General features: G+C 63.5%; 17 protein-coding genes and 1 tRNA gene. 9 read left to right on the top strand and 9 right to left on the bottom strand.

Annotation, left to right across the window (positions count from 1 at the left end; genetic code table 11):
• Positions 1–76: 76 nt before the first annotated feature.
• On the bottom strand, positions 77–988 hold the full coding sequence (locus tag H145_RS0102595) for a histone deacetylase family protein (RefSeq protein ID WP_019946577.1): 912 nt from the start codon (positions 986–988) through the stop codon (positions 77–79).
• Positions 989–1,084: 96 nt separating this feature from the next.
• Positions 1,085–1,159 (bottom strand) — tRNA-Val (locus tag H145_RS0102590).
• Positions 1,160–1,362: 203 nt separating this feature from the next.
• Here H145_RS0102590 and H145_RS19640 point away from each other — a divergent pair.
• On the top strand, positions 1,363–2,085 hold the full coding sequence (locus H145_RS19640) for a porin family protein (RefSeq protein ID WP_019946576.1): 723 nt from the start codon (positions 1,363–1,365) through the stop codon (positions 2,083–2,085).
• A 71-nt stretch (positions 2,086–2,156) separates the two neighbouring features.
• On the top strand, positions 2,157–2,648 hold the full coding sequence (locus H145_RS19635; RefSeq protein WP_019946575.1) for a DUF6992 family protein: 492 nt from the start codon (positions 2,157–2,159) through the stop codon (positions 2,646–2,648).
• A gap of 149 nt (positions 2,649–2,797) precedes the next feature.
• Here the strand turns inward: H145_RS19635 and H145_RS0102575 are convergent, their stop codons facing one another.
• From H145_RS0102575 to H145_RS0102555, 5 genes are all read right to left on the bottom strand, one after another.
• Positions 2,798–3,355, bottom strand: a complete 558-nt coding sequence (locus tag H145_RS0102575) for a type 1 glutamine amidotransferase domain-containing protein (protein ID WP_019946574.1) — start codon at positions 3,353–3,355, stop codon at positions 2,798–2,800.
• Positions 3,356–3,478: 123 nt separating this feature from the next.
• Positions 3,479–4,000, bottom strand: coding sequence for an acyl-CoA thioesterase (locus H145_RS19630; RefSeq protein WP_019946573.1), 522 nt, complete (start codon positions 3,998–4,000; stop codon positions 3,479–3,481).
• A gap of 54 nt (positions 4,001–4,054) precedes the next feature.
• Complete coding sequence (locus tag H145_RS0102565; protein ID WP_019946572.1) at positions 4,055–4,492, bottom strand: hypothetical protein; 438 nt, start codon at positions 4,490–4,492, stop codon at positions 4,055–4,057.
• A gap of 60 nt (positions 4,493–4,552) precedes the next feature.
• The gene (locus tag H145_RS0102560) at positions 4,553–6,577 is read right to left on the bottom strand and encodes an FAD-dependent oxidoreductase (protein ID WP_019946571.1); all 2,025 of its coding nucleotides are present in this window, start codon (positions 6,575–6,577) and stop codon (positions 4,553–4,555) included.
• Positions 6,578–6,798: 221 nt separating this feature from the next.
• A complete protein-coding gene (locus H145_RS0102555; protein ID WP_019946570.1) occupies positions 6,799–8,247 on the bottom strand; it encodes an aldehyde dehydrogenase family protein in 1,449 nt (482 codons plus the stop codon).
• A 236-nt stretch (positions 8,248–8,483) separates the two neighbouring features.
• On the opposite strand from H145_RS0102555, the gene H145_RS0102550 reads away from it, so the two are divergent.
• Positions 8,484–9,068 (top strand): phospholipid scramblase-related protein, encoded by a 585-nt coding sequence (locus H145_RS0102550; protein WP_019946569.1) that lies wholly within the window; start codon positions 8,484–8,486, stop codon positions 9,066–9,068.
• A 187-nt stretch (positions 9,069–9,255) separates the two neighbouring features.
• Here the strand turns inward: H145_RS0102550 and H145_RS0102545 are convergent, their stop codons facing one another.
• Complete coding sequence (locus tag H145_RS0102545) at positions 9,256–10,491, bottom strand: tetratricopeptide repeat protein (RefSeq protein ID WP_019946568.1); 1,236 nt, start codon at positions 10,489–10,491, stop codon at positions 9,256–9,258.
• 501 nt (positions 10,492–10,992) lie between these two features.
• Between H145_RS0102545 and H145_RS0102540 the strand changes: the two genes are divergently transcribed.
• Positions 10,993–11,865 carry an AraC family transcriptional regulator gene (locus tag H145_RS0102540; RefSeq protein ID WP_019946567.1) on the top strand — a complete coding sequence of 291 codons (873 nt, stop codon included), beginning with the start codon at positions 10,993–10,995 and terminating at the stop codon, positions 11,863–11,865.
• Positions 11,866–12,058: 193 nt separating this feature from the next.
• On the top strand, positions 12,059–13,150 hold the full coding sequence (locus H145_RS0102535; RefSeq protein WP_019946566.1) for a hypothetical protein: 1,092 nt from the start codon (positions 12,059–12,061) through the stop codon (positions 13,148–13,150).
• A gap of 153 nt (positions 13,151–13,303) precedes the next feature.
• Here the strand turns inward: H145_RS0102535 and H145_RS0102530 are convergent, their stop codons facing one another.
• Positions 13,304–13,936 carry a T-complex 10 C-terminal domain-containing protein gene (locus H145_RS0102530; protein WP_019946565.1) on the bottom strand — a complete coding sequence of 211 codons (633 nt, stop codon included), beginning with the start codon at positions 13,934–13,936 and terminating at the stop codon, positions 13,304–13,306.
• A 221-nt stretch (positions 13,937–14,157) separates the two neighbouring features.
• On the opposite strand from H145_RS0102530, the gene H145_RS0102525 reads away from it, so the two are divergent.
• The 4 genes from H145_RS0102525 to H145_RS22425 all read left to right on the top strand — a co-directional run bounded on the left by H145_RS0102525 (position 14,158) and on the right by H145_RS22425 (position 18,974).
• Positions 14,158–14,808 carry a head GIN domain-containing protein gene (locus H145_RS0102525; RefSeq protein WP_019946564.1) on the top strand — a complete coding sequence of 217 codons (651 nt, stop codon included), beginning with the start codon at positions 14,158–14,160 and terminating at the stop codon, positions 14,806–14,808.
• Positions 14,809–14,902: 94 nt separating this feature from the next.
• Positions 14,903–15,517 (top strand): pseudouridine synthase, encoded by a 615-nt coding sequence (locus tag H145_RS0102520; protein ID WP_019946563.1) that lies wholly within the window; start codon positions 14,903–14,905, stop codon positions 15,515–15,517.
• Positions 15,518–15,852: 335 nt separating this feature from the next.
• Positions 15,853–16,314, top strand: coding sequence for a cold shock domain-containing protein (locus tag H145_RS0102515; RefSeq protein ID WP_019946562.1), 462 nt, complete (start codon positions 15,853–15,855; stop codon positions 16,312–16,314).
• A 398-nt stretch (positions 16,315–16,712) separates the two neighbouring features.
• A complete protein-coding gene (locus H145_RS22425; protein WP_205619289.1) occupies positions 16,713–18,974 on the top strand; it encodes a GEVED domain-containing protein in 2,262 nt (753 codons plus the stop codon).
• Positions 18,975–19,023 lie beyond the last annotated feature (49 nt).

Below are 19,023 nucleotides of genomic sequence, written 5' to 3'. Positions count from 1 at the left end.
GATTCTTCGCTGCGCTCTGAATGACCCGTCCTGTTTCGCGCCAAATCACCAAACCGCTAAATCACCAAATCACCACTTAGCTCCACAGGTCGGCGGCGACCCTAAAAGTGTTGGCGTGCGCTTCCACGATGTCGATGATGTTGGGTGAGTAGCCGCCGCCCATGCACACTACCACTGGCAGGTTGTGCTGGTGGCAGAGGCCGAGCACGTAGGCGTCGCGCTGGCGGCAACCTTCGCGGCTCAGGCTCAGGTGGCCCAGCTTGTCGGTGGCCAGCACATCGACGCCGGCCAGGTAGAACACGAAATCGGGCTGCTGTTCGGCCAGCAGGCGGGGCAACGTGTCGCGTAGCAGCGCCAGGTAGGTGGCGTCGTCGGTGCCGTCGGGCAGGGGCAGGTCGAGGTCCGACTGCTCTTTGCGGTGGGGGTAGTTGCGGGCGCCGTGCACGCTGAGCGTGAACACGCGCGGCTCCTGCGCAAAAATGGCGGCCGTGCCGTTGCCCTGGTGCACGTCGAGGTCGATGATGAGCACGCGGCGCACCCCCAGCTCGGGCCGGGCCAGCAGGTAGGCGGCGGCCGCAGCCTGGTCGTTGAGCAGGCAAAACCCTTCGCCCCGGTCGCGGAAGGCGTGGTGGGTGCCGCCGGCAATGTTGAGGGCTACCCCGCCGCTGGTCAGCGCCCGGCGGGCGCATTCCAGCGTGCCGCCCAGAATGGTGGTTTCGCGGGCAATCAGCTCGGGGCTCCACGGAAAGCCGGTGGCGCGCTCCTCCTGCCGGGTTAGCTCGCCGGCCCGCAGCCGCTGGAAATAGTCGGCTGCGTGCACCCGCCGCACGTCGGCTTCCGGGGGCGGCTGGGGCGCGAAAAAGGCCGATTCGGGCACCGTGCCTTCGCGCAGCAGCTGCTCGGGCAGCAGCTCGTACTTGAGCATCGGGAAGCGGTGATTGGCCGGCAGCGGATGGGCGTACACGGGGTCCCAGGCAATGGAAAGCATGCGCAGAAAGCAAAAAGGGCCGGGCGCGGCGGCAGCTGGCCCGACACAAAAATAACCGCCGGCAGGGGCGGTTATCCAGGGCTAAATAACTGATTGTGGGAAGTATCGGGCTCGAACCGATGACCCCTACCTTGTCGAGGTAGTGCTCTGAACCAACTGAGCTAACCTCCCAATCCGGGCCGGCCGGGCAGTGGCCGTGAGGACCAAAGATAGAGCAAGTGCCTGGAAAACCCAGCCGGCCGGATGATAAAATTCCGGTTCAGCCGGCCTGCGCAGTGTAACCTTCGCCGCATCAGGCAGTATAGGGCTACTACTATGGTGGCCCGGCGCCAAACTGCCCGCTACCGCTTCCTCAACCTTTGCCACTTCTTCCCATGAAAAACCTTGCCTTTCCCCTGCTGCTGGCCACCGGCCTGCTGAGCGTACCGGCCCTGGCCCAGACTACCGGCCCGGTCGGCCTGCCTTCTTCCACCGATTACCCGTCGGCCTCCCGTGGCGGCGACTCACGCAACACCGGCTTCGGCATTAAAGGTGGCTTCACGGCCTCCAACTTCCGCGGCGACGACAAGAAGAACTACGCCGAAGAGGGCATCTACAACACCTTCCACGCCGGTGTTTACACGCAGTACGGTTTCAACGACAAGTTCTCCATTCAGCCCGAGCTGCTTTACAGCCGCCAGGGCTTTGCCGGCAACAATGGCCTGCCCAACCTGCAGGGCCAGACAATCAACGGGGCCTACGACACCCGCCTCGACTACATTCAGGTGCCCGTGCTGCTGGTGTACAACTTCCTCGACAACGTGAGCGTGCACGTGGGCCCGCAGGTTTCGCTGCTGACGAAAGTGCGCGAAAACGGCGTGGAGCGCAAAATTGCCAACGACGACAACAAGTACAGCTACGCCTACAACAGCCTCGACTACGGCCTGGCTGCCGGCCTGGAGGCCCGCATCGGTCCGGCCCGCGTTGGCGGCCGCTACGTAGCCGGCTTCAACGAAATCATCAAGGACCAGGACCTGAGCAAAACGGGCAGTAAGGCCATTTCCGACATCAAAAACGGCGCCTTTCAGGTGTATGTCGGCATCGGTTTCAACCGGTAGGCGGCTGGTACATTCATAAACAAAAAGGAAGCCTGCGGGCTTCCTTTTTTGCGTTTATCTATCCTGCTTATATGCCGCTTTCCGCCGCCGATTTACCCGCCCTCAACCACGCCCGCGAGCTGATGGCCGAGCACGGCATGGGCCTGCTGGGGGCCTGGGCGCTGCTCAACCTGCTCATCAGCGGCTACTACGTGTCGCGCACCGACGCTCGCACCGTAGCGCACCATTTCCACTTCATGAATGTGGCCTGGAACGTGGTGAACACGCTGCTGGCCGTGTGGGGCATTCTGCGGGCCCAGCCCAATAGCGTAGCCGGCCTCTCGCTCGCCGACAGCCTGGCCGCCCAACGCAGCTTCGAGAACCTGCTGCTACTCAACGCCACGCTCGATGTGGGCTACCTGCTCATCGGCCTCTGGCTGCACCGCCGCGCCGGCAGCGCTGAGCGGCCCGAGCGTTTGGAGGGCTACGCCCGCTCGCTGTGGCTGCAGGGCGGATTTCTGTTCGTTTTCGACTTGATTTTCTACTTCGTTTACCATCAGTTCGCCGCGCAGTTGGGTGGGTAGAAATCCAAACGAAACCGCCTGTCCCGCCCTGTCATCCTGAGCTTGCGAAGGACCTATACAGAGAGTAATATCATTCATTACCTTCTGTATAGGTCCTTCGCAAGCTCAGGATGACAGGGCGGGACAGGCGGTTTTACCTGTTTACCGACTTACTTTTTGCCTACCAAGGCTTCCTTGATCTTCTCGTTGAAGTTGGGAATGTCCTGGGGGTTGCGGCTGGTAATGAGGTTTCCATCGACTACCACCGTTTCATCGGTCCAGTTGCCGCCGGCGTTTTTGATGTCGGTCTGGAGGCTGGGCCAGCTGGTCAGGTTCTTGCCGCGCACTACGTCGGCCTCAATCAGCGTCCAGGGGCCGTGGCAGATGGCGGCCACGGGCTTGCCCGAGCGCACGAACTCGCCTATAAAGCTGACCACCTCGGGCTTGGTGCGCAGCACGTCGGGGTTCATCTGGCCGCCGGGCAGCACCAGGGCATCGTAGTCGGCCACTTTCACGTCGCCGATTACTTTGTCCACGTCCACTTTGTCGCCCCAGTCTTTCTCGTCCCAGCCCTTAATCGACCCGCTTTTCAACGAGATAACGTCGGTGGAGGCGCCTTCGCCTTCCAGGTACTTTTTGGGCTTTTCCAGCTCCGACTGCTCAAAGCCGTCGGTGGCAATAATGGCTATTTTTTTGCCCTTCAGGGCGTCGCTTCCAAGAATGCTCATCGTAAATCGGGGGTAAGGTAAATGAATAAAAAAACCGAAAGCGCCGGGCGCTTTCGGTTCTTCTTTAACGGCGGAAACGGCCGGGGGTTGGGCAGGATTTTGGCATCGGCCCGGCCGGGGCGCCTAGTCGTCTTCGCCTTTGCGGGCCTTTTTGAAGTGTTTGCGCAGCTCGCGCACCCGTTCATCAAATCCATCGGGGTCGTAATCGACTTCCTCCACATCGAGCCCTTCGAGCAGGTCCATCAGGGCATCGGAGTGCTCAGTGCGGGTGCCGCCGGGCAGGCGTACAAACGCCATTTCCGACCACAGTAGGGCCTTGAGTTGCAGGCCGTCCTCGCGTAGCATCTGCATTTCCACTACCAGGCTGGAGTTGTCGAAATGAATGAGCTGGGTGCGGATGCGCACGGTTTCGGCGTGGCGGGCGGGCCGCAGGTAGGCCAGGTGGTGCTTGGTAATCACCCAGCCCGCGCTCAGCTCCTGCGCCAGTTGGCCCAGATTCAGGGCGTAGTGCTGCAGGGCGTGCTCCTCGCGGGCATTGAGAAAGTAGTCGAGGTAGCGGGCGTTGTTGAGGTGGCCCAGCATGTCGCAGTCCTGGAACCGGATGCGGTGGATGGTTTCGGGCGTTCGGACGAAGGGGGCAGGCATAGGAAGCGGAGGGTAAAAGCGAGGCGGCAAAGGTGCACAATCGGGCCGGGTTGGCTACTGCGCCTTGCGGGCCCGCATCTGCTCCTGCACCTGCTTCTGCTTGGCCTTCAGCTGCTGGTACTGCTCGGGGCTGAGCACCTGCTGCAGTTCCCGGTCGGAGGAGGCGTTGATGGTTTTGAGCTCGGCCACCAGCGCCGGCCGGTTGCCTTTAAGGCGTTCCTGGGCCTCCCGGGCCTGTTTAACGGTGCTGGTAAAAATCTGCCGGACGTTGCTGCGCTGCTCGTCGGTCAGGGCCAGCTGCTCGGTCAGCACGTCGGTCAGGTCGCGGGCGGCGGGCGGGGCGGCGGCTACGGCCCGGGCTTCGGCCCGCACCTCGCGGCCCGTTTTGGCCGGGGCCGCGCTGCTGGTAGCGGGGGCCACCGACCGGCGGGCACAGGCGCCGCTTAGCAGCCCGGCGGCCAGCATCAGCGCCAAAGGAGTACGGAAGGTCATAAGAGCGGGGTTCAGGTGGCAAAAAACCTACCTACGCGAAAAGCCCCGGCAAGGCTGATTTCAGGGGTTAGTGGCTTTGAGCTGCTGGGCCGTGTAGTGGGCCAGGGCCATAATCGTGAGCATGGGATTCACGCCGCTGCAGGCCGGAAAAGCCGAGCCATCGGCCACAAACAGGTTCTTCACTTCGTATAGCTCGCCGGCGGGGCTGGCCGGGTGCGTGGCCCGGTCGCCGCCCATGCGGCAGGTACTCATCTGGTGGGCGCTGTAGAGGCCGAACTGGTTGGCTTTCCAGCTCAGGCCGGGCAGCCCGTCGAGCACCTCGGGGTTGAGCAGGCGGCCGTTTTCGGCGTGCAGCAGCGGCAGCGTGCCGTGGGGCAGCAGCACCGTGCGGGCCCCGGCGGCCACCTGTATTTCGGCCGCCGCCCGCACCCCGCGCAGCATGTTGTGGCGGTCGAAGTCGCTGAGGGCGTAGTCGATGAGGGGCTGGCCGTTTTTATCGACGGAAACCCGGCCGCCGTCCCGGTCGCGGGTGAGCACGATGAACGAGCCCATGTGCGCCGCCTCGTGCATCAGCGCCTTGTGCTGGCCGCCCGACAGCCAGGGCATCACCATGCTCATCAGGCCGGGGTGGGCAGGTGGCGTTTCAATTTTGGCGCCGAAGTTGGTGCCGTCGAGCATCGTAAAGCCGTCGTTCACTACCGACATCATGGGCCCGTGCCAGGAGTTCATCCGCTGCGGATAGATGCCCGAAACCACCACCGTAGGGTGCAGATGCAGGTGCTGGCCCAGGTGCGGGTGGCGCAGGCCGCTGCGCAGCAGCAGCGCCGGCGTCTGGATGGCCCCGCCCGCCACCACCACCCGCCTGGCCCGCACCGTCACGCGCACCGGCCGGCCATCGGGGCCGGTGTAGGTGGCCTCAGCGCCGGTGGCCTGGCCCCGGGCCACGGTTACGCGCGCTACTTCGGTGTCGCACAGCAGCCGGGCTCCGTGCTCGAAGGCGGTTTGCAGGTAGGTGTTGAGCGTACCCTGCTTCACGCCGTGCCGGTCGCCGAAACAGCTGTAGCCCATACCGGCAAAATGCGCCTCGTCGCAGTCGGCGGGGTGTTTTTCGTTGCGCGGAATCAGTTTCACCTCCTGCCCCAGCTGGCGCGAGCCGTCGAGCAGGGCCTGGTTCTGGCCGTTGTGGCGGGCGTAGTCGATGTTTACGCCCAGCGTGCGGCTCACCGCGTCGAGGCTCTGCTTGAACTCCATCGACGTGAAATGCGGCACCTGATGCTCGCGGGCCCACTCCTGCAGCACGTAATCGGGCGTGCGGAAGGCGCCGGCCCAGTTGACGGTGGTGCCGCCGCCCAGGCAGGAGCCGGCCAGCAGGGCCACGCCGCCATCCTGGGTGCCCAGCGTGCCGCGGGCGTCGTAGAGCTGGCCCAGCATGTCTACTTCGCGCTGCGAAAAATCGGTGCCGTGGAAGTAGGGGCCCTTTTCGAGCACCAGTACATCGTGGCCGGCGGCGGCCAGCTCGCCGGCTACCACCCCGCCGCCGGCCCCCGAGCCAATCACCAGCACGTCGCAGTCGTAGGTGGTATCGTGGGTGGGTTGCAGCGTCTGGAGCGGGCGGGCGGCGGGGTCGGGCGCCACGGTTTCGGCCGGCACCTGGGGGCCGGCGTAGCCGATGGCCTCCCACACCAGATGGGCCGTTTCGGGTTGCGAGCCGCCGTAGTACAGAAACACGCACAGCTTGCGCAGCGCCTGAAACCCCTTGCGCAGCTGCGGCAGCTGCGAGGTGGCCCAGCTCTGCAGCAGCTTCTCACGCTGCCCGGCATCGAGTCGCACAAACGGTTTCAGCGCCCCAAACCACGTCAGGCCCAGCGCGGGCGAATCGAGCAGCCGCAGCAGCTGCCCGAACTCCTGCTGCGCCCCGGCCGGCTGCGCCGAAATAGCCTCGGCCAGCTTGTCTAAATCGATTCCCTCGGAGCCGCGGCGGGCCCAGTATCCGGCATCAGCGGCGCCGGCAGGCGGGGCCATGGCCGGAATGAACGTATCAGCAAGGGCGCGCAGGGTGGCGCGCTGGGCTTCGGTGAACTGCATGGCAGGGCGAGAATTCAGTCGGCAAAACCCACCGGAAAGCAGGCCCTAAAAGGTCGGTATTTTTTCCGGAAACTGCTCGGCTTGCATACTATAAGGTGAGCTAGTGAAATGGTGAGATGGTGAGTTTGATGTTCAAGGAGCCTTATTGCGCGACCTACGCTGCCAGGCTTCTTGAACGTCAAACTCACCACCTCACCATTTCACTAGCTCACCTCCAGCCGCTACAGCCAGCGTAGCAACAGGTTCACCATCTTCTTGACTGAGGCGGTGTAGGGAGGGTAGAGAGGCTTGAGGGCAGTGAGGCCTACGCGCTGCTTGAGCACCGATTTTTCGTTGCTGAACGCCAGGAAGCCCGCGTGGCCGTGGCAGCGGCCGAGGCCGCTGTTGCCGAAGCCGCCGAACGGCAGCTCGGGGTGGGCCAGGTGCAGAATGGTTTCGTTGACGCAGGCGCCGCCGGCCGGGATGTTCTGGAGCAGGTAGCGCTGGTTTTCCTGGTCCTGGGTGAACACGTACAGCGCCAGCGGCTTGGGGTGGGCATTCACGGCATCTACGGCCGCCGAAAGACTATTGAAGCTGCTCACCGGTAATAGCGGCCCGAAAATTTCCTCCTGCATCACGCGGCTGTCGGCGGGCGGGTCGAGCAATACGGTGGGCTCGATGAAGCGCTGGGCGGCGTCGGTGGTGCCGCCGAAAGCGACTTCGGTGCCGTGGGCGCGGGCGTCTTCGAGCAGGCCGGCCACGCGCCCGAAATGGTGGTCGTTTACGAGGCGGGCATACGAGTCGGACTCGCTGATGAGCTGGCCTTCGGGCGAGTAGAAGCGCTGGGTGGCGGCGCGCATTTCGGCCACCAGCTCGTCGCGCACGGCCTCGTGCACCAGCACGTAATCGGGCGCCACGCAGGTCTGGCCGGCGTTTACACCCTTGCCCCAGATGATTTTCTCGGCCGCGTCGCGCAGGTTGGCGGTCTGGTCGACGACGGCCGGGCTTTTGCCGCCCAGCTCCAGCGTTACGCTGGTGAGGTGCTCGGCGGCGGCGCGCATCACAATTTTGCCCACCTGCGGGCTGCCCGTAAAGAAAATGTGGTCGAAGGGCAGTTTCAGCAGCTCGGTGGCCACCTCCTTGTCGCCTTCCACCACGGCCACCTCGGCCTCATCGAAAAGCTCGCGGCACATGCGGGCCAGCAGCGCGGCCACGGCGGGCGTCATCTCCGAGGGCTTGATGATGGCGGTGTTGCCGGCGGCCAGCGCCGAAATCAGCGGGTCGATGGCCAGATAAAACGGGTAGTTCCAGGGCGCAATAATCAGCGTAACGCCCTTGGGCTCGTTCTGCACCCAGCCGTGGGTGCCCACCAGGGCCAGCGGCGTGCCCACCCGGCGCGGCGCGGCCCACTTTTCGAGGTGGCGCAGCGTGTGGCGCAGCTCCGTCTGCGACGACCAGATTTCGGTGACGTCGGTTTCGACGGCGGGCTTGCGGAAATCGGTGTACAGGGCCTGCTGGATGGCCTCGCGGTAGTCGGTCAGCCAGGTATCGAGGCGGCGCAGGCGGGCGGCGCGGCTGCTCACGGCCTCGCGGCGCAGGGCCTCGGCGCGGCCCTGCTGGCGGGCGAACAGCTCGGGGATGGCGAGTGGAGAGGCAGCAGTGGCGGTGGAAGCAGTGGGGGCAGAAACCATACGAATTGCGGTAGAAACAGTGGAAAAGCATGCGGCCCGGTGCCGGCCCGCTGGCTGTTCATACCCAAAACGTTAGCCGATTGTTCGACAGCGGCGCGGCGGCGGGGCCCGGCAGTAGCGCCAAAAAGCTAGCTTGCACCCGCAGGGCGCCAACCCAGCATTACGCCGGGACCGGCGCAAGCTTCCGGCGTGTCGTTCTGCCATTCACCCCCTTCCTTCTTTTCCCCATCCATTTTATGCTTTCCAAACGAAGCTACTTTATCCGCGAACATGCGGGCGTGTTCAAGCTCAAGGACACCTACGACATCCTCGACCCCGAAACCCAGCAGCAGCTGGGCTACGCCACCGAGGCCACGCCGGGCTGGCTGCTGGCTCTGCGACTGGTGGTCAGCAAGCGCATGCTGCCCGTTTCGATTGCCGTGCGCGAGCAGCCCGAGGCCATGCCCCTGTTCCGCATCGAGCGCGGCTGGACGTTTCTGCGCTCGAAAGTGTTCGTGTACGACGCGCAGAACCAAGCCGTGGGCTACTTCAAAAGCAAGCTGTTCACGCTGGGCGGCGGCTTCGATGTGTATTCGCCGCAGGATGCGCTGGTAGCCGAGGTGAAGGGCAACTGGAAAGGCTGGGACTTCAAATTCCTCAGCGCTTCGGGTCAGGAAATCGGCCTCGTTACGAAGAAGTGGGCCGGCCTGGGCCGCGAACTGTTCACCACCGCCGACAACTACCTGATTTCCATCCACGATATGGGCGAGCAGCAGGCTGCCTCCAACGTGCTACTACTGGCCGCCGGCCTCGCCATCGATACGGTGTACAAGGAGCAGTAAGTGTGCGTGGTTAGAAATAAAGAACGTGGCATTCAGAGCGAAGGCGGAGCCGCAGTCGAAGAATCTCGCGTGCCAAAGTAGCTCCTGATAATAGGATTACTATTACACGCGAGATTCTTCGACTGCGCTCCGCTCCACTCAGAATGACCCGTTCTTTTTCTCGCTTCTACCCCCCCCCACTTCTCCCCTACTTCTTCTTGTTCTTCTGCAGGTAAGCTTTGGCTTCTTTGTAGGCGTCTGATTTGCGCTCCGATTTCTTGAGCACCTCCTGGTAGTAGCGGGTGGCGGCGGCCGGGTCGGGTTCCTTGACGGCAATGCGGGCCAGGTTGAGCACGGCGTAGATGTAGAAGCCCTGCTCGGTGTCGCCGGTGCTTTCGGAGAACACCACGCAGCGCTGGTAGTAGTCGCGGGCCTTTTCGAGGTCCTTGTACTGATTCTGCATCAGACTACCCAGGAAAAACGTGGCGTAGCGCCCGCTGATGCCCTCGTAGCCCGGCATGCCGCGGTTGATTTTTTCCAGAATGTCGCGGCTCACCCGCTCGCACTCGCGCAGGTCGCCCACCTGGTAGCTCATCAGGGCATAGAAGCGCTGGAAATAGCCGTTGTCGGGGTAGGTCGTGGCCATCTGCTGGGCGATGGGCAGGGCTTCGGCGGGCTTGTTTTCCTGGTTCTGCAGAATTTTCATCAGAAACACCTTGGCCTCGGGCCCGGTGTAGAAGCCGTTGACGGCCACGTTGCGCAGCTGTTGCAGGCCCAGCTGCTTGTTGCCCTTCGGGAAAAACAGCATGATGGGCCGCAGCAACGGGTAATTGTCGGCAATCCAGGGGGCGTAGTAGTTGATGAGGGCCTGGCCGAACAGGAATTCGGGGCTGAGGCCGTTGGCTACGCGGCTCTTTTCGAGGTAGCTGAGGGCGCGCTTGCTTTCCACGGTCGCCTTGCGCCAGTTGCTGCGCTCGGCGTTCAGGCGGGCCGAAAATCCGTAGGCCGCCGACAGAAAAAAGCTGGCTTCGTAGTTCTTGTTATCAGCCTTGTAAAGCCTTTCGGCCTTGGTAATGGCCGTGTCCATGTAGGCCAGAAAAACCTTGTCGTACTGCTTGTTGGTGATGTTGCTGGGCATGATTTTCCACCAGGTGCTGAGGCCCATCAGAAAATAGGGCATCGGGTGCTGGGGGTAGCGGCGGCGCAGGCTCCGGAACTGCCGCTCGGCTTTATCATACTTAAAGTTGTAGAGGTTGTACACGGCCCCTTCCAACTCCGTCTGAATGTCCTTGTCGAGCAGCAGCCACCCCGAAATGTCGGCCGCATTGGGCGCAACATCCACGTTTTCGAGACGGATTCGGGTGGTGTCGGGCTGCTGGGCCCAGGCGGTACCCGGCAGGCCGAATACCAGCCCCAGAGCCAGGCATAACAGAAATAAGCGCATACGGTACAGCTAGGATCGGCCCAAATTACGAGCAAAAAGACGGGGGAAGCTCCACCTCATACGGCACCTAACAAAAAAAAGAGGCTGAAGCTCCCACAGCCTCAACCTCTTTTGCGTTTTCCAGCCCTCAGAAAGGCCTGGGAAACGGCCAGCGACTAAAATTCCCACCCAAAGTCGCTGGATGCCGGATGCGGAATCCGCCTCCGCTCTTCTATCTGACACGGTAGCCGGCCTTTTCCCTTAAGCCCGCCCCGATGGCCAAGAAGTTGCAGATTCTTGGTCGGGGCGCGGCGCCGGGCCGGCACCGGGGTATTGCTGTTGTAAAAACCGGCTGTGGAGGGCCTGGGCGGCTACCGCCCGGCCCGAAAGCCGATTCTACTCTGCAAAGGTCGTTAAGCCTCAGCCAGATAACTACTGCTTTATTCGCCATTCTTAGTGCCTGATTGACCAAAGGTGTTAACTTCACGCTCCCACTCTGCCATTGAGGCACCATTTCGCGCCGTGAAGTTACAATTTGAGCCCATCCACCCCACCGCCGACAGCTCGTTTACGCTGCTCCATTACACCCAGGTCAGCAAGGCCGAGCTAATCTGGCACTACCACCCCGAGTACGAGCTGGTGTACATTCCGAAGGGCCACGGCCGGCGCCACATCGGCCAGCACATTTCGCGCTTCGAGGATGGCGAGCTGGTGCTCATCGGGCCCGATTTGCCGCACCTCACCTTCAGCTACGGCCAGCCCGTAGGCACGCCCTTCGAGGAAATTGTGGTGCAGCTGCGCGGCGATTTTCTGGGCCCCGATTTCTGGGAGCGGTCGGAGATGGTGGCCATCCGGCAGCTGCTGGCCCGCTCGCACGAGGGGCTTTCGTTTGGGGCGGCCACCCGCCAGGCGGTGGGCCCGCTGCTGCGCCAGCTGCTCACGGCCCCGCCCTTTGCCCGGCTGCTGCTGCTGCTGCAGGCCTTGCAGCAGCTGGCCCAGGCGGCGCCCACCCCCGACTGCCAGCCGCTGCACGCCGGCACTGGCGGCCAGGGCCTGAGCGGCAAGGAGCAGCAGCGCCTGAGCCGGGTGTACCAGTTTGTGGAGCAGAACTACCAGCGCGCCACGCTCTCGGTGCAGGAGGTGGCCGATGTGGCCTACCTGTCGGTGCCGGCCTTCTGCCGCTACTTCAAGAAGATGACCCGCCACACGCTCACCGATTTCGTGCAGGAGTACCGCGTGGGCCAGGCCTGCCGCCTGTTGCTCGACGACGACCTGGCCGTGACGCAGGTCTGCTACGCCTGCGGGTTCAACAACCTGTCGCACTTCAACAAAACCTTCCGCAAGTTCACCGGCCAAAGCCCCACCGAGTACCGCCGCCAGCGCTTGGGCGGGTGATTCTGGGTGATGAGGTGATGAACCCGTTTGTCATCCTGAGCACAGCGAAGGACCTATACAGAAGCTAACGTCAAATAGTACCTTCTGTACAGGTCCTTCGCTGCGCTCAGGATGACACCCTTTTTCCCTACCACGCCATTACTCGTCACCCCATCCCAGGAACAAGCAGCGGGCCGCGGGTGTCTGCTGACTGATGCCGACGCTGAACCTGTTTTTATTGCTGCTGCTGAGTTTGCTGCGGCCCGCCCCCGAGGCCCCGCTGGCACTGCGGCCCGTGCCGGCCAAATTCGGGCCGGTGCTGTTTCGGGTAGCCGCCGTGCGCGACGAGCGACCGGGCCGTCCGCCGGTGGCGGCGTTGCTGCCGGCGGCCGGCCCGGCCGCCAACGCCACGCCCCGGCCGGTAGAGCTGCGCAATGGCACGGTAGCGGCGCTGCAGCAATTTGCCGCCGCCTCGCTGCCTGCTCCCTCAACGGCCCGCTACCCCATCACGCTCCGGGTGCTGGCGCTGCAGGTGCGCGAAACGCTTGGTCCTAACGCGGCCACTGCCACCGGCACCATTACGCTGCATCTGGCTTTCGAGTGGCAGAACGCCGCCGGCCAAACGCTTACGCTCACCGAGTACCGCGGCGCGGCCCGCTACGGCCGCGCCCGTCCCGACCGGGCCGTGGTGGAAACTGCGCTGGCCCAGGCGCTGTCGGGCAGCCTGCGCTACTTCAATGGCTGGCTGGGCGCGGCTGCCGCGCACGATGTACGACTGGCTACGGCCGTGCAGCCCACCTTTCGCTACGACACCCGCCTGACCGAGCCCGATACGCTGTTCTACGACCCGGCCCAGCCCCTGGTCTGGGCCGATTTCATGGGCACCGCCCGTCCCCGGGGCCAGTACGCGGCGGCCATCTTCCCGAGCTTCGGCTATCAGGCCCGCCCGCGGATGCAGGGCGGCGTGCTGGCGCTCGATATCAGGTTGCAGGTGTTTGTAGTGCGCAGCTCGTCGTGGGTGGCCGAGGGGCAGCGCACGCCCTCCAACCTGCTGCACGAGCAGCGCCACTTCGATCTGGTGCGGCTGGTGGCCGAGCGGTTTCGGCGCAAGCTTACCCCCGACAGCCTCACGGCAGCCGACTATCAGAGCCAGCTGGGCTGGCACTACCTGGATTCGTTTCGCGAGATGAACCGCCTGCAGGACCAGTACGACCGCGAAACTCACAACGGCACCGATGCCGCCGCCCAGGCCCGTTGGAACCGGCAAATAGAGGCCGAGTTGCGCACGTTTGGGGTGATGAAATAAGGTGCGGAATGACGCCCTACGGCACGCATTCACGCGGCGGTAGCTACCTGTTTAAGCGCCAATAACCGCCTAATTCAGCCTGTTATCAACGCAACGCCCCCGCCCGGAATGTCCGGACGGGGGCGTTGCGTTGATAGTCTATGAGTCAGAGAACTAGTCTTTGATCTTCACGTTGCCGTCGTCGGCGTCGGTTTTCACCTTGGTGCCGTCGGAGTACTTCACTTTGGTGTCGCCATCCTTGTCAATCTTGATGACTTTGCCGTTCGAGTAGGTGATTTTGGTGTCGCCGCCGAGGCGCTTTTCACGCTTTACAATCGTTGGGCCGGCGGGCTTGGCGGGAGCGGCCTTTGCTACGGGAGCCGGAGCGGGCGTGTAGGGCGTGCCGGCGTAGTAGGTGCCGCGGTTGCTGGTGTAGGTGTTGTACTGATCTTCGGTTACCACACCTTTCACCGTATTATCGGTTTCGTCGTTCACGCTGCGCTGGGCAGCGTAAAAGCCCGTCGTGTCGGTTTTGTACTGGTTGTTTACCTCGGCAAAGCGGCGGCCCCGGTCGTAGTAGCCGCGGCCGATGGTGGACACGGTGCTGGTATCGTCGAGGTCGAGGTCGTCGGCAATCTGGGTCACCGTGCGGTCGGCATCGGCGCGGTAGTCCATGTTGTCGTTCATCACCACGGCCGTATCGGCCGAGGGCGTAACGGCGGCATCAACGGCGGCCTGTTTGTCCTGGTTGCAGGAAACCACGGCCAGGCTGGCCGCAGCGGAGAGGAAAAGCAGTGACTTATTCATAAGAAAGAGTTCAGGTTAAAGAAACCGCGCGGCCGGATATAGGCTGGCGGCTATACTGGGGCCTGATACGGCAGCCGCCGGATTGAGGTTATAATCTGCCCCATTTAGAAGGGCTTTTCGGGGGACTGGCTGAAGTTGTTGGCGGGCCGGGCAACCGTTGGGCCACTGGCCGCATCTACCGGGTCAGCTCACCTTTCTCCAACCTCCTAATCCCCCTTGCCATGCGTACGCATCTTCTGCTGAAAAACATTGCTGGTGCCGCTTTTCTGGGCCTTCTTGCCACCGGTAGCAGCCTGGCGCAGCAGCTTCGCCAGGTGGGCAATTTTGAGCAACTCTCGGCCAGCGGCGCCTGCGACGTGGTGCTGACGCAGGGCCCCACTACCAGCGTAAAAGTGGTGACGGAGCCAGAACTGGAACGCTACATCAAAACGGAAGTCCGGGATGGCGTACTCACTATTTACCGCGACAAAGACGCGCCCCGCAACCTCTTCAACAACCGCAAGGTAACGGTGCACGTGAGCTGCCCGCGCCTGAGCGGCCTGCGCAGCAGCGGCGCCTCCGACATTACCAGCACCTCCACCTTCGAGGCTGATAGTTTCACCATCGTAGCCAGCGGCGCTTCCGACATCACCCTGGGCCTGAACGCCAGGCAGCTCACCGTTACGGCCAGCGGCGCCTCCGACATCAAGCTCAAGGGCCGGGCCGAACGCCAGCAGGTCCGTCTCAGCGGCAGCAGCGACTATAGCGCCACCGGCCTGCAGAGCCGCTACGCCGAGGTGCAGGCCAGCGGCTCGTCCGATGCCTACGTGTCGGCCGAGCAGCTCAAAGCCAGCGCCTCCGGGGCAAGCGACATCCAGAACCGCCGCAAGTAGGCCGGCAGGGCGGGTTTTATGCGCTTTCTTTGCACCACGCCCCACCCGTAGTGCGGCCGCCACAGCCCGCGGCCACTAGTTATCAGCGCACCCTATGCACCGTCACTTCCTGCTGAACAAGCCGTTTGGCTACCTGAGCCAGTTCCGTAGCGAAGATGCCCGCGAGGCCCGTAAAAAGCGGTTTCTGGGCGAGCTGCACGATTTTCCGGCCGGCACCATGGCCGTGGGCCGTCTCGACGAGCACAGCGAGGGCCTGCTGCTGCTCACCACCGATGGGCTGGCCAGCGAGCGAATCCGCCGCAAGGATGTGGAGAAGGAATATTACGCCCAGGTTGATGGCCTGATTACCGACGAAGCCGTGGCCCTGCTGCAGTCGGGCGTTGATATCGGCGTGGAAGGCGGCCTGTACCGCACGCTGCCGTGCACTGCCTTCCGCCTGCCCGCCCCGCCCGATTTCCCGGCCCGCCCGCGCAAAATCCGCGACGACCGCCACGGCCCCACCAGCTGGGTGAGCATCAGCGTGGCGGAGGGCAAAAACCGCCAGGTGCGCAAAATGACGGCCGCCGTGGGCTTCCCGACGCTGCGGCTGGTGCGCGTGCGCATTGGGGGCGTAACGCTGGCGAACCTGGCCCCCGGGCAGGTGCGCGAAGTGCCCGATGTGGTGGCGCTGGTGCTGGGCCCGGCACCGGCCGGCAGCCAGCTGGCCTGAGCGCGGCGGCCGGGCACCACCACTGTACCGGCCGGAACGCCGGCCGCCGCCGGCCCGTAATATAGCCGTAGGGTATTCCTTTTGCCGGATTTATGCCGTAACTTTACACCTGCCGCTGTTGCTTAGCCCCGGCCACGCTGGCTCAGCCAGCGGCCCTCAGCCTTTTTGCAAGGCGGCGCCCCTGCCTTCCGGCCCCGCGACGCCCGCCCCATTCCGGCACAGTTCAATATAGGAACTTTGCTAGATTTTGGGCTGTTTGAGACAGGTAAGCAGCTTTTTTATCATCACAGCTTCTGCCCCGCAGAGGCGCCTCCGACATCAATCAAACACGCTATATGGGTAGATCACAGGCCACCTTCGGCAAAAGAGAGAACGAGAAGAAACGACTGAAGAAGCGCCAGGAAAAGGCGGAGAAGAAAGAGGAGCGGTTGGCAAATTCCAGCAAGGGCCAGGGCCTGGAGGAAATGTTGGCCTACGTCGACGAGAACGGTAACATCGTGGACACTCCCCCGGATCCGACCAAGAAAAAGAAGGAGATTCCGCTCGAAAGCATCCGCATTGGCGCTATCCGGCAGGAGGATATGGAGGAGGAAGACCCGATCCGCACCGGCTCGGTGACCTTCTTCAACGATTCGAAAGGCTACGGCTTCATCAAGGACTCGGCTACGCAGCAGAGCGTGTTCGTGCACGCCAACAACCTGGGCAGCCTCACCATCAAGGAAAACGACAAAGTGACCTTCGAGGTGGAGATGGGCCAGAAAGGCCCGAGCGCCTTCAACGTGAAGATGGCCGGCTAAGGCCCTTCAGTTACAGCACCAGTGGCGGCGACTGTTCCGAAAGGGGCAGTCGCCGCTGTCGTTTAAGGCGAGTAGCCAGGGCGCCGGGCGGGCTGGGAATAACATAATTTGGGGGTGCGCGGGGGCGGGCGGCTGAGGCGGCCGAGCAGGGCAAACCCACATAGAAGCCAGAATTGCGCTTTTTGTGGTTCCGGTGTTCTATTCAGGCTTTATATATTTACATAAATCATTAATCATCAATTATCTATATAGAACGCAGCGGAGTTGCGTATTTGGCGTTTACCAATATATTTACCGGAAGTTGCGGCGGCCCGTCCAGCCACCGCGCTCATCTGCCCTTTCTTTTCCACAACCATTCTTCCTTTCCAATGAACAAGCTTTATGCTTACGGGCTCGGTGTGGCCCTACTCGCCGGATCCGCGGCCCAGGCCCAAAACCGCCCCGCCGGCCCGGCCTACCCGCTGGGCAGCCCTCAGAAGCTGGTGCGCCAGCTCGAAACGCAGGTAGCCGCCGACCTGGCCCAGCGCCAGCCCCAGCCCCGGGTAACGCTGCGGGTGGCCGCCGACCGCACCTTCACCGGCCAGGTGAACTACCGCGAAGACCTGGCCTCGACCGGCGAGTATCTGATTGGCGAGCTGGCCGGCGTGCCTAACTCGTCGTTTTTTGTGCGCGTGGATGGCGAGCAGGTAGAGGGCAACATTGTGCTGCGCGACAGCCAGCAGGCCTACCGCTACTCGACCGACGCCCAGGGCAACGCGCAGGTGCAGAAGGTGGACATCAACGAGGTAATCTGCATCAACTACAACCAGCCGCTGGGCTACCAGGCCCCCGCGCCCGCCCCGGCCAACCGCGGCACGGCCACGGCGGCGGCCGTTGCCTCGCTGCAGAGTCTGCCCGGGGCCCGCGGCTGCATCTACCTCGACCTCGACGGTGAGTACGTGTCGGGTACGCCCTGGAACAACGGCAACCCGATTGATGCCGCGCCCTCGGGCATTCAGAACGACGCGGCCAAGGTACAGGCGTTCTGGGAGCTGGTGAGCGAGGATTTCCGGCCCTTCGACCTGAATGTGACCACCGATTTGGCCGTATTCAACGCCTACCCCAAAAACATGCGCATGCGCGTGATTGTGACGCCCACTAACACGGCCGCCCCCGGCGCCGGCGGGGTGGCCTACGTCACGTCGTTCCGCTACAACAACGACACGCCCTGCTGGGTGTTTATGAGCGACCCTAAATCGGGCGGCGAGGCGGCCTCGCACGAGGTGGGCCACACGCTGGGCCTGAGCCACGACGGCCGCACCAGCCCGAGCGAAGGCTACTACCAGGGCCAGGGCTCGTGGGCCCCGATTATGGGCGTGGGCTACTACAAGCCCATCACGCAGTGGAGCAAGGGCGAATATAACAGCGCCAACAACCGTGAAGACGACCTGGCCATCATCACCAGCTCGACCTACAACGTGGGCTACCGCGCCGACGACCACGGCAACTCGACGGGCGCGGCCACGGCGCTGACTCGCAACGGCAACGCCTTGTCGGGCAACGGCATCATCGAGCAGGGCACCGACCAGGACCACTTCAGCTTTACCACCAGCGGCGGCGCGGTGAGCTTCAACGTGAACACGGTGGCCCGCTACGGCAACCTCGATGTGGTGGTGCGGCTGCTCGACAGCAACGGCGCCACGGTGGGCACCTATGATACCAGCGGCAACCTCAACGCCACCCTCAGCACCAACCTGGCCGCCGGCACTTACTATGTGCAGGTGAGCGGCACCGGCGCGGGCAACCCCGCCACCGATGGCTACTCGGCTTACGGCTCGCTGGGCTCCTTCACCGTTTCGGGTACGGCCCCGGCCGGCGGCACGCCGCCTACCAACCCGCCCACGCCACCTACCAACCCGCCTACGCCGCCTACCCCACCCACGCCGGTGGTGTACTGCGCCAGCAAAGGCAATAACGTGGGCTACGAGTGGATCGATTTGGTGAAGCTGGGCTCCATTAACCGCAGTTCGGGCAAAGATGGCGGCTACTACGACGGCACGGCCCTGAGCACGAACGTTGCTGCCGGCTCGTCGCAGACCATCAATATCTCGGCCGGCTTCGCGTCGCGGGCTTACACCGAGAACTGGCGCATCTACATCGACTACAACCAGGACGGCGACTTTACCGATGTCGGCGAAACGGTGGTGTCGGGCTCCTCATCGAGCAGCGGCACGCTCTCGGCCACCTTCACAGTGCCCTCATCGGCCAAAACCGGCAAAACCCGCATGCGCGTGACGATGAGCGACAACGCGGCCACCACCAGCTGCGGCAATTTCAGCTACGGCGAAACCGAGGACTACACCCTCAACATCACCGAGGGAGCCGGCTTAGCGGCGGGCGCCGAGGTGTACGTTGCGGCGCAAAGCGCCTCCTTGGGCAACAGCCAGTCTGCCCGGGCCCTGACGCTGTACCCCAACCCGGCCACCAATGTGCTTCGCGTTGAGCTGGCCGGCAAGGCGCCGGTAGTAGCGGTTACGGTTACCGATTTGCGGGGTGCCCGGGTGTCGCAGGTCCGCTTCGAAAACGGCCAGCTCGACGTGGCCAACCTGGCCAGCGGCATGTACCTGCTCACCGTCAGCGACGGGCAGAAAACCTTCCACGAGCGGTTTGTAAAGCAGTAGCCGAATCATCAACCCGCGGCTTGCCGGCCACTGTTCCGGCTGGCAAGCC

The sequence above is a fragment of the Hymenobacter aerophilus DSM 13606 genome, assembly GCF_000382225.1.
GTDB classification, from domain to species: Bacteria; Bacteroidota; Bacteroidia; order Cytophagales; family Hymenobacteraceae; genus Hymenobacter; species Hymenobacter aerophilus.
Note: the sequence above shows the minus strand (reverse complement) of the source record. Positions and strands in the feature narration are given on the sequence as shown.